General features: G+C 53.0%; 10 protein-coding genes and 2 tRNA genes. 6 read left to right on the plus strand and 6 right to left on the minus strand.

Going from position 1 to position 12,571, the window contains the following annotated elements:
• Window positions 1-59 precede the first annotated feature (59 nt).
• Complete coding sequence (locus ACMGG3_RS11940) at window positions 60-1,295, plus strand: ion channel protein (RefSeq protein WP_020883101.1); 1,236 nt, start codon at window positions 60-62, stop codon at window positions 1,293-1,295.
• Here ACMGG3_RS11940 and ipdC read toward each other — a convergent pair whose 3' ends face one another.
• On the minus strand, window positions 1,296-2,954 hold the full coding sequence (ipdC, locus tag ACMGG3_RS11945; protein ID WP_414149199.1) for an indolepyruvate decarboxylase: 1,659 nt from the start codon (window positions 2,952-2,954) through the stop codon (window positions 1,296-1,298).
• Between the two features lie 184 nt (window positions 2,955-3,138).
• On the opposite strand from ipdC, the gene mgrA reads away from it, so the two are divergent.
• Window positions 3,139-4,137 (plus strand): L-glyceraldehyde 3-phosphate reductase, encoded by a 999-nt coding sequence (gene mgrA / locus ACMGG3_RS11950; protein ID WP_134180176.1) that lies wholly within the window; start codon window positions 3,139-3,141, stop codon window positions 4,135-4,137.
• 127 nt (window positions 4,138-4,264) lie between these two features.
• Window positions 4,265-4,597 carry a DUF2502 domain-containing protein gene (locus tag ACMGG3_RS11955; protein ID WP_414149200.1) on the plus strand — a complete coding sequence of 111 codons (333 nt, stop codon included), beginning with the start codon at window positions 4,265-4,267 and terminating at the stop codon, window positions 4,595-4,597.
• Between the two features lie 61 nt (window positions 4,598-4,658).
• Here the strand turns inward: ACMGG3_RS11955 and ACMGG3_RS11960 are convergent, their stop codons facing one another.
• On the minus strand, window positions 4,659-5,897 hold the full coding sequence (locus ACMGG3_RS11960) for an Nramp family divalent metal transporter (RefSeq protein WP_020883097.1): 1,239 nt from the start codon (window positions 5,895-5,897) through the stop codon (window positions 4,659-4,661).
• 350 nt (window positions 5,898-6,247) lie between these two features.
• On the opposite strand from ACMGG3_RS11960, the gene ACMGG3_RS11965 reads away from it, so the two are divergent.
• A complete protein-coding gene (locus tag ACMGG3_RS11965; RefSeq protein ID WP_014171069.1) occupies window positions 6,248-7,435 on the plus strand; it encodes a NupC/NupG family nucleoside CNT transporter in 1,188 nt (395 codons plus the stop codon).
• Between the two features lie 44 nt (window positions 7,436-7,479).
• Here ACMGG3_RS11965 and ACMGG3_RS11970 read toward each other — a convergent pair whose 3' ends face one another.
• The 3 genes from ACMGG3_RS11970 to ACMGG3_RS11980 form a co-directional block, all read right to left on the minus strand.
• Window positions 7,480-9,669: an EAL domain-containing protein gene (locus ACMGG3_RS11970; protein WP_025203504.1), complete on the minus strand. Its 2,190-nt coding sequence runs from the start codon at window positions 9,667-9,669 to the stop codon at window positions 7,480-7,482.
• A 214-nt stretch (window positions 9,670-9,883) separates the two neighbouring features.
• Window positions 9,884-9,959: transfer RNA gene (locus tag ACMGG3_RS11975), tRNA-Ala, on the minus strand.
• Window positions 9,960-10,001: 42 nt separating this feature from the next.
• Window positions 10,002-10,077: transfer RNA gene (locus tag ACMGG3_RS11980), tRNA-Ala, on the minus strand.
• Window positions 10,078-10,294: 217 nt separating this feature from the next.
• Between ACMGG3_RS11980 and ACMGG3_RS11985 the strand changes: the two genes are divergently transcribed.
• Together ACMGG3_RS11985 and ACMGG3_RS11990 are read left to right on the plus strand one after the other, a co-directional pair.
• On the plus strand, window positions 10,295-10,657 hold the full coding sequence (locus ACMGG3_RS11985) for a YfeC-like transcriptional regulator (protein WP_014171072.1): 363 nt from the start codon (window positions 10,295-10,297) through the stop codon (window positions 10,655-10,657).
• A 1-nt stretch (window position 10,658) separates the two neighbouring features.
• Entirely contained in the window at window positions 10,659-11,051 is a 393-nt protein-coding gene (locus ACMGG3_RS11990) for a YfeC-like transcriptional regulator (RefSeq protein ID WP_014171073.1), read from the plus strand.
• A gap of 44 nt (window positions 11,052-11,095) precedes the next feature.
• Here the strand turns inward: ACMGG3_RS11990 and gltX are convergent, their stop codons facing one another.
• Window positions 11,096-12,511: a glutamate--tRNA ligase gene (gltX, locus tag ACMGG3_RS11995; protein WP_014171074.1), complete on the minus strand. Its 1,416-nt coding sequence runs from the start codon at window positions 12,509-12,511 to the stop codon at window positions 11,096-11,098.
• Window positions 12,512-12,571 lie beyond the last annotated feature (60 nt).

The following is a 12,571-nucleotide window of genomic DNA, read 5'->3' on the forward strand; positions in this document are numbered from 1 at the left end:
ATTGCCATAAAGCTGATTGTGCAAAGTAACGTAATAGCGTTTTGTACAAGGAAATCATCATGCTCCATCCGCGAGCCAGAACCATGCTCTTACTGGCAATACCGGCGCTGATTATTGGCGTTGCCTCAAGTCTGGTGCTCATTGTCGTGATGAAAGTCGCGTCGGTGTTGCAGGCGATGTTATGGACGGCGCTTCCTGCACAACTGGGCGTCAGCGTGGATTCGCCGGGATGGATCATGTTGATGCTGACGCTCACCGGCGTTGCGGTGGGTCTGGTGATCCGCTTTAGCCCAGGGCACGCCGGGCCGGATCCGGCGCTTGAGCCACTGATCGGTGCGCCCGTTCCCCCCTCGGCGCTGCCGGGGCTGATTATCGCGTTGATCCTGGGTCTGGCGGGCGGTGTCAGCCTTGGTCCTGAACATCCCATCATGGCGGTAAACATTGGTATGGCGGTCTTTCTCGGTTCGCGCATTTTACCCCGGGTCGGTGCGCTGGACTGGACCATCCTCGCCTCTGCAGGCACCATCGGGGCGCTTTTCGGCACGCCCGTTGCCGCCGCCCTTATTTTTTCTCAGACGCTTACCAGCAATAACGACGTCCCGCTCTGGGATAAACTCTTTGCGCCGCTGATGGCCGCTGCGGCTGGTGCGCTCACGACCAGTCTGTTTTTCCATCCTCATTTCTCACTCTCTCTGCCCCACTACGGCCAGATGCATATTGCCGATATTTTCAGCGGTGCCATCGTCGTCGCGATCGCCATTGCACTCGGGATGATTGCGGTATGGTGCCTTCCGCGCCTGCACCGTCTGATGCACCGGCTGAAGCACCCGGTGCTGATTCTGGGGGCGGGTGGTCTGATGCTGGGCGTATTAGGGGCTATCGGCGGAACGGTAACGCTGTTTAAAGGCCTTGATGAAATGCAGCAGTTGGCTTTCAGCCAGGTGTTCAGCGTGTCTGATTACCTGCTGTTTGCGCTGGTTAAACTGGCGGCGCTGGTGGTAGCTGCAGCATGTGGGTTCCGCGGTGGGCGTATCTTCCCGGCGGTGTTTATCGGCGTGGCGTTGGGGCTGATGCTGCATGAACATGTGGATGCGGTGCCGGCAGCGATAACGGTCTCTTGCTCAATTCTGGGGCTGGTGCTGGTGGTGACGCGCGATGCGTGGCTGAGCCTGTTTATGGCGGCGGTAGTGGTGCCGGATTCAACGCTCTTCCCCCTGCTCTGTATCGTGATGTTGCCCGCCTGGCTCCTGCTGGCGGGCAAACCGATGATGATGGCCTGGCGAAACGACAAGTAATCAGGCGTTATTACGCGCTTCCAGAGCTTTGGTAAGCGCCCCGAGCAGCGGCGGGATATCCGCTTTCGGGAGCATCACCTCAATCAACGAGAGCCGCTCGTGGTGCGCCACTTTTTCAAGTACGTCCGCCAGCTGTTCCGCTTCACTGACCCGCCAGCACTCAGACTGAGGATCGAGGCTCAACGCCTGTGGAATGTGCGTCCAGTTCCACAGAGCAATGTCGTTATACCGCTGCTCCGCCCCATGGATAGCCCTCTCAACCGTGTAGCCTTCGTTGTTGAGCACCAGAATAATGGGATGCTGTTTATCACGCAGCATCGAGCCTAGTTCCTGAATGGTGAGCTGGGCCGCGCCATCCCCCGTCAGCACAATCACGCGCCGGTTCGGGCATGCGGTTTGTGCACCAAACGCCGCCGCCAGCGTGTAACCAATCGAGCCCCACAGCGGCTGGACGATAAAGTTCACATCAGCCGGTAAACGCAGATCAATCGCGCCGAAGGCCGATGTTCCCTGGTCGGCAAGGATAATGTCCCCCGGGCGAATAAAGGTTTGCAACGTTCTCCAGAAATTCTCCTGGGTAAGCGAACCGTCCGGCTGCGGGAACGGTATTGCGCCGGATGATGACGACATAAGGCCAGCATGCACGTGCTGTTTGCAGAGTTCGACCAGCGTCTCAATCGCCTGGTTCATTGGGATGCCGGTAAACCAGACATCCCCGACGCGTGCGGCATGCGGCTGGACTTCAATGGTTTGCGCCGGGGTAAGCTGGTGCGTGAACCCGGCCGTCAGGGTATCGGTAAAACGCGTGCCAACACACAATACCGTGTCAGCCCCTTCAATCGCCTCTTTTACCGCACCGATGCTGGCTGAACCACTGTATGTGCCGTAAAAACCCGCCTGCCGCTCGTCGAATATCCCTTTCCCCATCAGCATGGTGGCATGAGCCATCGGTACCTCCTTCACCCACTTCTGTAGCGCATGCTTCAGGCCATGGCGCAGAACAAGGAAGTCGGCCAGCAGCGCGGTACGTTTGCTCATCGCCAGTTTGTTCTCAGCAGCATCCCGGAACGCTTTCAGGCAGGCGCTATCGGCATGAGCCTGCTTATGAGTGAGAGCGTTTACAGGCGGCGTGGCGGCTTTTTTTGCCACATCGGCGGGTAACATCAGATAACCGGGGCGACGTTCCCGAAGCATGGTTGTCAACACACGGTCGATTTCATAACAGGCATTTTGTTCGGTAAGGACCGCCTGTGCGACGGTGATCGGCTCGCTCATATGATAAAAGTGACGGAACTCCCCATCCCCCAATGTATGATGCAGCAACTCTCCCCTTTGCTGTGCCGCCGTACCCGGCGCCCCCACAATATGTAAAACCGGGACATGCTCGGCATAGCTGCCGGCAATGCCGTTCATGGCACTTAACTCCCCAACGCCGAATGTGGTCAGCAGCGCGGCAAAACCCTTACATCGGGCGTATCCGTCAGCGGCATAGGATGCGTTCAGCTCATTGGCACAGCCCACCCAACAAATATCCGGGCTGTCTATTACGTGGTCGAGAAACTGCAGGTTATAGTCGCCCGGCACGCCAAACAGATGATCGGCACCACAATCTGTAAGACGGTCCAGCAGGTAATCGGCGACGCAGTATGGGGTTCGCATAACAGGTGTCCTTCTGACGTTGACCTCACTTTGAGTATTAAAGAAGCGTGATGGCTGTCCAGAATTGGTCGTAAGAAGGGCATGGAAAGAATGCTTTACAAAAAAGGCTGCGCTATGCTCTTTTTTTTCACGTAAATGTAAACGTATACACTGATTTTTCCTTTCAGCGCCAGAGGGCATCAGAATGGGTTACCAGCCGGACAAAAATCGTTATCAGACAATGCAGTATCGCCGCTGCGGGCAAAGCGGACTCAGGTTGCCCGCTATCTCACTCGGGTTGTGGCACAATTTTGGCGACGCCACGCTTGTCGAAAACAGCCGTCAACTTTTACAACGCGCATTCGATCTGGGTATTACGCATTTCGACCTTGCCAATAATTACGGTCCTCCTCCCGGCTCAGCCGAACGTAATTTCGGTCGCATTTTGCAGGAAGATTTCCTGCCATGGCGCGACGAGCTGATCATCTCGACCAAAGCGGGTTATACCATGTGGGATGGCCCCTACGGCGACTGGGGGTCACGCAAATATCTGGTTGCCAGCCTGGATCAAAGCCTGAAGCGTATGGGGCTGGAATATGTGGATATCTTCTATCATCACCGTCCTGACCCACAAACGCCACTGCTGGAAACCATGAAAGCGCTTGACCATGTGGTGCGCCAGGGAAAAGCCCTTTACGTCGGGTTATCAAATTACCCTGCAGAACAGGCCCGCAAGGCTATCGATATCCTGAATGACCTTGGGACGCCGTGTCTGATCCACCAGCCGAAATATTCGATGTTTGAACGTGCGCCAGAGGAAGGCCTGCTGGACGTGCTGCAGGAAAAAGGCGTCGGCTGCATTCCCTTCTCGCCGCTGGCGGGGGGACAGCTGACTAACCGCTACCTGAACGGTATTCCTGCAGACTCGCGTGCGGCAAGCGGCAGTAAGTTCCTTAATCCCGATCAGATCACCGAAGAGAAGCTGGAGAAGGTTCGTCAACTGAACGCGCTGGCGGAAAACCGCGGCCAGAAACTGTCACAGATGGCGCTGGCGTGGATTTTACGCCACGAGTCGGTAACGTCAGTCCTGATTGGGGCCAGTAAAACTGCCCAGATTGACGATGCCGTGGCAATGCTGGAAAACCGCCATTTCTCGGCGGAAGAACTGGCAATCATTGATGGGATCCTGAACAGTTCAAAATAAAATCACTTTTAGCAAAAAGTGCTCTCATTCATGAATTAGGAGTTGAGGCGATGAAACGAGCCTTTACCAACTCGTAATATTGCGTTAACAGGCCCCACAAAGGCCCCGATCGTGAAGGAGAAAGAGTATGTTCAGGTCACTGATTCTTGCAGCGGTATTACTGGCTTCGGCCCCGCTGATCGCCACTGCGGGCGAAATCACCCTGTTGCCATCAGTTAAATTACAAATTGGCGATCGTGACGACTACGGCAGATACTGGGACGGTGGCTACTGGCGCGACCGTGATTACTGGAACCGTCACTATGAGTGGCGCGGCGACCGCTGGCGCAGACATGATAATGGCCTGCATCGCGGCTGGTACAAAAACAACGCCTATGAGCGTGGTTACCGTGAAGGCTGGAACGATCGTGACGACCGCCGCGGTGGCAGAGGACACGGTGGTCACGGCCATCATCACTAATGCGTCATCAGTAATGCAAAAAGGAGCCTCCCGGCTCCTTTTTCTTTGGTTCAACGCGATGCTATAACCCCAGAGCAGTGCCGACCAGGAGCCACAGGTTCAACGACACCACTACCGCCACAATGACCCAACCGGTTCGTTTCACCAGCGTGCTGTTCACCAGTTCGCCCATCAGGCTTTTGTCACTGGTAAAGATCAGCAGCGGCACCAGTGCAAGCGCGATACCAAAACTCAGCAGTACCTGGCTCATGACCAGAATTCTCGTGGGATCCAGCCCCATCAGAATCACAACAAAGGAGGGCAGCATGGTCACGGAGCGACGAACCCAAAGCGGAATGTGGAAACGAACAAAGCCCTGCATCACCACCTGCCCTGCCAGCGTCCCCACAACCGTTGACGAGAGACCGGCCGCCACCAGGCTCAGCCCGAATATCGTGGCAGCAGCGTGGCTCAGTAACGGCTCCAGCGTAAGGTATGCCTGGTCGAGATCGGCAATACCGGTGTGACCGTTAAAATGGAAAGCGGCGGCAGCGGTCGCCATCATCGCCAGGTTCACAAAACCGGCAATGGTCATGGCGATCGCCACATCCCATTTCGTCGCAGAGTAACGCTCTTTGCGCGTCCCACCGTGCAGGTGCTGAGTCAGCGAGGAATGCAGGTAAATGACATGCGGCATGATGGTTGCGCCCAGCACCCCGGCGGCCAGGAACACCGCTTCAGAGGTTGGCAGGCTCGGGATAATCATCCCTTTGCTGAGCTGTGCCAGATTCGGCTGAGAGAAAATCAGCTCGACGATATAGGCCGCCGCCACAAACAGCAGCAGCCCGCCGATAACTTTTTCCAGCGGTTTTTGACCGCGACGCTGCAGCATCAGGATCAGGAAAGTGGCAATCCCGGTGAGCACCGCGCCCTGAAGCAGCGAGACGCCGAGGATCAATTTAAAACCAATCGCGGCCCCGATGAATTCGGCGAGGTCGGTTGCCATGGCGATAATTTCCGCCTGAACCCAGTAAAGCCATACCGCCGGACGCGGATAATGATCGCGAATTTGTTCAGCCAGGTTTTTGCCCGTGGCAATCCCCAGCTTCGCAGACAGCATCTGGATCAACATGGCCATCAGGTTAGCCCACACGACCACCCAGAGCAGCTTATAGCCGAAGCTGGCCCCGGCCTGAATATTGGTCGCAAAGTTACCTGGATCGATATAGCCGATGGCAGCAATGAACGCAGGTCCCATTAACGCGAACCGCAACTTGCGCGCTGCTCTGCCACTGCTACCCTCTACGCGACTGTTTGTCATTTCTGCCTCTGGAAATATAGCCTTTGCTATGTTTAATGCTATCAAAATGAGAATGATTATCAAGATCATTTAGTGAGTTTATAGTGATTTCTCTGATAGCTTTGAACAATAGACGGGCGGGTAAGGTGGGGCGATCTAACAAAACCTGCAATCGCGCACGCTTTTGTGAAGACTAGCACACAAACTTAACTTTTCACGCATTTACCTAACATAACAAAAATGTATTGTGGATCACTAATTTTGAGACTCGTCACAGGATGTAACTATAGTGTGTCCTTGATCTCGTTTTCTTTTCGCTTGTTACATAGAATGTGCACGAAAATTAAACCTGCCTCATATTTGGAGCAAATATGGACCGCGTCCTTCATTTTGTCCTGGCACTCGTTGTCGTTACTGCGCTTGCGTTACTGGTCAGCCATGACCGTAAAAAAATCCGCATCCGCTTTGTTGTTCAGCTTCTCGTTATTGAAGTTTTGCTCGCGTGGTTCTTCCTGAACTCCAACGTGGGGCTTGGCTTCGTAAAAGGCTTCTCCGAAATGTTCGAAAAACTGCTCGGATTCGCCAACGAAGGGACGAACTTTGTCTTCGGTAAAATGAACGACGAAGGTCTGGCGTTCTTCTTCCTGAAGGTACTGTGCCCTATCGTCTTCATCTCTGCGCTGATCGGTATTCTGCAACACATTCGTGTGCTGCCCGTCGTTATCCGCGCCATTGGTACCGTACTCTCCAAAGTTAACGGCATGGGTAAACTGGAATCGTTCAACGCCGTCAGCTCCCTGATCCTGGGTCAGTCTGAGAACTTCATCGCCTATAAAGACATCCTCGGTAAGATGTCCCGCAACCGCATGTACACCATGGCAGCCACCGCAATGTCTACCGTCTCCATGTCTATCGTGGGTGCGTATATGACGATGCTGGAACCTAAATACGTGGTTGCCGCGCTGGTCTTGAACATGTTCAGTACCTTTATCGTTCTCTCTCTGATCAACCCGTACCGTGTTGACGAAGGCGAAGAAAACCTGCAGATGGCAAATCTGCATGAAGGTCAGAGCTTCTTCGAAATGCTGGGTGAGTACATTCTGGCTGGTTTCAAAGTGGCGATTATCGTTGCGGCGATGCTGATCGGCTTTATTGCCCTGATTTCTGCTCTGAACGCCCTGTTCGCAGCGGTTCTGGGTATCTCCTTCCAGGGCATTCTGGGCTACATCTTCTACCCGGTTGCCTGGGTGATGGGTGTTCCTGCACATGAAGCGCTGCAGGTAGGCAGTATCATGGCGACTAAACTGGTCTCTAACGAATTCGTTGCGATGATGGATCTGCAGAAAATTGCCAGCACGCTCTCGCCACGCGCGGAAGGCATCCTGTCCGTGTTCCTGGTCTCCTTCGCTAACTTCTCTTCCATCGGTATTATCGCCGGTGCGATTAAAGGTCTGAATGAAGAACAGGGTAACGTGGTTTCTCGCTTCGGGCTGAAGCTGGTTTACGGTTCTACGCTGGTGAGCGTACTGTCTGCCTCTATTGCGGCACTGGTACTGTAACACCTGCAGCGAAATAAAAACCGGGAGCTCAGCTCCCGGTTTTTTTATGTCCGTAATTCATTAAGCGGTTTGGGTTTACCAATCAGGTAACCCTGCAGATAGTCGACCCCGAAGTGAAGCAGCTTCTCCCGCTGTTCCGGCGTTTCAACATACTCGGCCACCACACTCAGTGATTTCGTCTTCGCCAGGTTGCAAATCGACTGCACGATCATCGCATCCATATCGTCGGTACAGATATCTTTCACAAAGCACCCGTCAATTTTGATGATGTCCGCCTGCAAACGTCTGAGACGTTCGTAGTTGGCATATCCGGTGCCGAAATCATCAATCGCGATCCGGAAACCGCAGTCCCGCAACTGCTGAATGTTTTTGATACTGCTGCCCGAATTAGAGAAAGCCTGCTCTTCGGTGATCTCAATCACCACCGCCTGTGGTGCTACGCCATAGCGTTCAAAGAGCGAGCAAATCTCGATGGCCACCTCTTTTTGCATCAACGTCAGGGGCATCAGATTGACAGAAAAACGCACACCGGCATGCGTCGCTGGATGATCGCGCAGCCACACCAGTAATTTTTCCATCACGCACATGTCGAAGCGGTGGCTCAGGTTAAACTGGGCAATCAGCGGTATAAAGCGGTCTGGGGTGATGATCTCGCCCTCGCTTTCCATGCGCGTCAGTATTTCGTAATACCCGCTACCATCTGCCTTCTGGATTGGCTGGGCGTATAAATGAAACTGTCCGGCATCCAGAGCATGTTTGATGCGCGCTAACATCAAAACCCGCTCGGTTGTTTGTCCTGATGCCACCTCGAGGCTATTGGTGAGCGCCAGTACATTATGCGCTCCGCAAGATTGCTCAGCCAGCCAGCTGAGCTGCCCCAGCGTATGATGTAACTTCTCACCGTTTTCAACCATTCCCCAGGAAGCGCCAAATTCAATATCCAGCCCGGTGTTGTTCCAGACAATCTTACGGCTGTTCAGTTGATCGACCATATGCTGCAGGCGCTCAGCGGTTCCCGGCCCCAGCAATACCAGCACCAGTTCGCTGCCCGGGAGCTGGAAAAGCCGCTCATCTTTTTGCAAAAATGGCTGCAGCGAGGTGGTCACCATCCGTTTGCAATGCACCCGCATAAGAATGCCGTAGTGACGACTCAAGAACTCGAGGTTGTCCATTCGCAGACAGCACACTTTGGCATCAGGGTGGTCCTGCAAAAAATCTTCCAGTGCACGAATGTTCGGTAAACCGGTCAGCGGATCGGTTAGCGCCCTGTCCTGCCAGTCCTGCTTCAGCCACTCGCTGCGCTGATAAATCCGCGACATGTAGAGCAAACAGATGGCGAAAGAGATAAGGACAGACAAAATAAAGGAGAGCGAATGGCCTGACTCCACGCCATTGAGGAAATTATAGTTATAGGTCAACAGCAGAAGTGCGGATGCCGCCCAGAAAAGAGAAATGAGCGCGTAGCTCAGGCGACTGATCCCTAACGTAAAGAGAATAAAAATCACTGGCATTAAATAGCCCGCAATAATAGGTGACTCAAAAGGAGCACATAAAATTGCGAGGATGACGATTAAAAGCATCAGCCAGACTAATATATATAGCGATTTCTTTTGAAAAAACACGGGCTTCACACTGCGTCGCCAGAAGGTGATGGCATAACGTGGATTAATTATCATTCTTAACGGGTAATAGAACATCATGGTAAATATCAACGCCGCGCAGATCAGACTTTGTATATCGACTACGTTATAAATTGCGGTACCTTCACCGAAGAAGGTTGAGATAGTAACCGGGAAATGGAACAAATAACCTGCCAGGTACATCGACACTTTTATGCCTATCGGTACCATAAAGCCGAGCCAAAATATCCGTAACCCAATATGCTTGTTCGGCACGCAGTAGCGCCAGCGCTTGCCCAGTATGATCCTGAGGATGCCGCACCCCGCAAACACCGAGAACGTCTGACAGAACAATAAAACTGAATATTGTAGCGGTGCTAAATCAATGCTGAATATATTAGTGATAGTAAAACTTAACAGAACAGGAATAACCGCCCGACGCCCAAATACCAGAATAACCGCCAGCATTACGCTTAAAGGCAGCCATGCTAAATATACGTCATGACCATTAACAACAGCGCGCGGAGAGATATAACGGGAGAATGGCACCGCAACCAGGCAAAGCGCCAGGGCAGTTATAAATATCTTTACATTATTGTAAGTTTTTCTATTCATTAAGTTAGATAATCTATTTTCCATTCGTATCATTGACCGGATGGATAATAGGTTTATTAATTGCGCGAATCAAGTTGAAGTCTATTTATAGACCGCTTTATTGATTTTGATTGAGGTGAGGTACAAAAATACCTCTATTTCAGCAACAAATTAGGGTGAAGAGTTTTACAAAAGCATAAAAAAAACCCCCGTCTTTCGACGAGGGTTCAAATTTTGGTGGAGCTAAGCGGGATCGAACCGCTGACCTCTTGCATGCCATGCAAGCGCTCTCCCAGCTGAGCTATAGCCCCACATGTTGACTTTACTGACCGCACTCTGTTGGGTTCAGAGTGTGGTGGAGCTAAGCGGGATCGAACCGCTGACCTCTTGCATGCCATGCAAGCGCTCTCCCAGCTGAGCTATAGCCCCATCGTAAAGCTGTCATGTTGACGGGCGGCATAATATGAATTCCGCTGCGGAGTGTCAACGGCAAAATCAATGACGGCGGTTCAATCGCCGAAAAATCATGCAAATGAATCACTTTGCGAGTCTGCTCGCAGTCATGAGTTAAGCCTGTCACATTTTCCTCTAAAACGGTGCTATAAAATGAGCCGTTAATTAACCCCACGAATACTCAGGAAATTGCATGATCAAGGAACGAATGACGCCAGAAGAGTTAGCCCTGCTCACTGGCTATAGCCGCCAGACCATCAATAAATGGGTACGCAAAGAGGGTTGGATTACATCGCCAAAACCAGGAGTCCAGGGCGGCAAAGCGCGTCTGGTGCACGTTAATGAAAAAGTGCGTGAGTTTATCCGCAGCGCGCGCCGGGCAAGTGAAACGTCTGAGATACCAGAAAGTGCCAGCCATGATGGCTCGCTTCACTCCCTGCTCCTGACGCTGGCAAATGAAATGACGCCGGAAGAGCAAAGGCAGATGACATCACTGTTACTGCGGGAAGGGATTACCGGATTGTTGCAACGTTTAGGGATACGCGACCAGAACTGATATGAAAAGATTCCGTAGCAAAATGACCACCGAAGAGCTGGCAGAAAATTTGGGTGTTGCACGGCAAACGGTGAACCGCTGGATACGCCAGCAGGGATGGAAAACCGAGGGCGTCAATGGGGTGAAAGGCGGACGTGCACGGCTGATTCACATTGATGCCCGCGTGAAGGAGCACATCATGAGCCTCCCGGCTGTCCGTAACCGTCAGGCGGTGTACCATCTGGCGGAGGTGACATCGTTGTACAGTGACCCCTCCTCTACTTTGCGTCCTGGGATCATCGAGACGCTGGAGAATATGACGCACCTTGAGCAGGAGCGTCTGGATGCCTTACTAAAGCGTGAAGGGATACGCGGCTTTCTTGCACGTCTCGGCATTGCTGAATTTAATGCATAAAAAAACGGCAGGTCTCCCTGCCGTTTTTCATGGTTCAGGCGTTATTACTGCTGGTTTTCGCGCTCAGTAATAAAATCCAGCGCCTTGTTAATGCGCGCTACGCTGCGTGATTTACCAATGGCATGAACGGTAACATCGAGTGCCGGAGACTGACCCGCACCGGTTACTGCCACACGCAGTGGCATACCCACTTTGCCCATACCAACTTCCAGCTCATCTGCCGTCGCCTGAATGGCATGATGCACATTCTCGGCAGTCCAGTCAGTCATCGCCGCCAGTTTGTCACGCACCACTTCGAGTGGCTGACGCGCAACCGGACGCAGGTGCTTCTTCGCCGCGTCCGCGTCGAACTCGTCAAACTCTTCATAGAAGTAGCGGCAGCTTTCAGCGATCTCTTTCAGTGTTTTGCAACGCTCGCCGAGCAGTTTCACCAGTTCCGCCAGTTCAGGGCCAGTACGAGTATCAATATTTGCCTGCTCGATGTGCCACTGCAGGTATGTCGCCACATATTCCGGCTGCATGGTATTGATGTAGTGGTGGTTCAGCCAGAGCAGCTTATCAGTGTTAAACGCGCTCGCAGATTTGCTCACCGCGCCCAGAGAGAACAGATTGATCATCTCTTCACGGCTAAAGATCTCCTGATCGCCGCTGGACCAGCCCAGACGCACCAGATAGTTCAGAAGCGCTTCCGGCAGATAGCCGTCGTCGCGATACTGCATGACGCTGACTGCACCGTGGCGTTTAGACAGTTTTTTGCCGTCGTCGCCATTGATCATGGACACGTGCGCATAGACCGGAACAGGGGCGTTCAGCGCTTTCAGGATGTTGATTTGACGTGGGGTGTTGTTGATATGGTCTTCGCCACGGATAACATGCGTGATTTCCATATCCCAGTCGTCAACCACAACGCAGAAGTTATAGGTTGGGGAACCGTCGGTGCGGCGGATGATCAGATCGTCCAGCTCCTGGTTGCTGAATTCGATCGGGCCACGGATCTGGTCGTCAAAAATTACCGAGCCGTCCTGCGGGTTAGCAAAACGCACCACGCACGGTTCATCAGCTGCATGCTCGCTATGGTCATGGCGGCAGCGGCCGTCATAACGCGGTTTTTCACCCTTCGCCATCTGATCTTCACGCAGCGCATCAAGGCGTTCTTTGGAGCAATAGCATTTATACGCTGTACCCGCGACCAGCATCTCATCAATCACGGCGTTGTAGCGGTCAAAACGTTTGGTCTGGAAATACGGGCCTTCGTCCCACTCCAGATTGAGCCAGTTCATACCATCCATAATGGCTTCAATTGCTTCCGGCGTGGAGCGCTCGAGATCGGTGTCTTCAATACGCAGTACGAACTCACCTTTGTTGTGGCGTGCAAAAAGCCAGGAATAGAGAGCGGTACGTGCACCACCGACGTGCAGATAGCCTGTCGGGCTCGGCGCGAAGCGAGTTTTGATTTTCATGAAATGGCCTTACGTTATAAAGATGCCGGCAATCGGCAAATCCTGGGAAAAAAACAATGG

It is taken from the genome of Enterobacter sp. BNK-18 (genome assembly GCF_047456135.1).
Classification (GTDB): Bacteria; Pseudomonadota; Gammaproteobacteria; order Enterobacterales; family Enterobacteriaceae; genus Enterobacter; species Enterobacter ludwigii.

Coding starts and splice junctions, on each gene's coding strand:
- ACMGG3_RS11940 (WP_020883101.1), top strand. CDS start 60: ATGCTCCATCCGCGAGCCAGAACCATGCTCTTACTGGCAATACCGGCG.
- ipdC (WP_414149199.1), bottom strand. CDS start 2,954: ATGCGAACCCCATACTGCGTCGCCGATTACCTGCTGGACCGTCTTACA.
- mgrA (WP_134180176.1), top strand. CDS start 3,139: ATGGGTTACCAGCCGGACAAAAATCGTTATCAGACAATGCAGTATCGC.
- ACMGG3_RS11955 (WP_414149200.1), top strand. CDS start 4,265: ATGTTCAGGTCACTGATTCTTGCAGCGGTATTACTGGCTTCGGCCCCG.
- ACMGG3_RS11960 (WP_020883097.1), bottom strand. CDS start 5,897: ATGACAAACAGTCGCGTAGAGGGTAGCAGTGGCAGAGCAGCGCGCAAG.
- ACMGG3_RS11965 (WP_014171069.1), top strand. CDS start 6,248: ATGGACCGCGTCCTTCATTTTGTCCTGGCACTCGTTGTCGTTACTGCG.
- ACMGG3_RS11970 (WP_025203504.1), bottom strand. CDS start 9,669: ATGAATAGAAAAACTTACAATAATGTAAAGATATTTATAACTGCCCTG.
- ACMGG3_RS11985 (WP_014171072.1), top strand. CDS start 10,295: ATGATCAAGGAACGAATGACGCCAGAAGAGTTAGCCCTGCTCACTGGC.
- ACMGG3_RS11990 (WP_014171073.1), top strand. CDS start 10,659: ATGAAAAGATTCCGTAGCAAAATGACCACCGAAGAGCTGGCAGAAAAT.
- gltX (WP_014171074.1), bottom strand. CDS start 12,511: ATGAAAATCAAAACTCGCTTCGCGCCGAGCCCGACAGGCTATCTGCAC.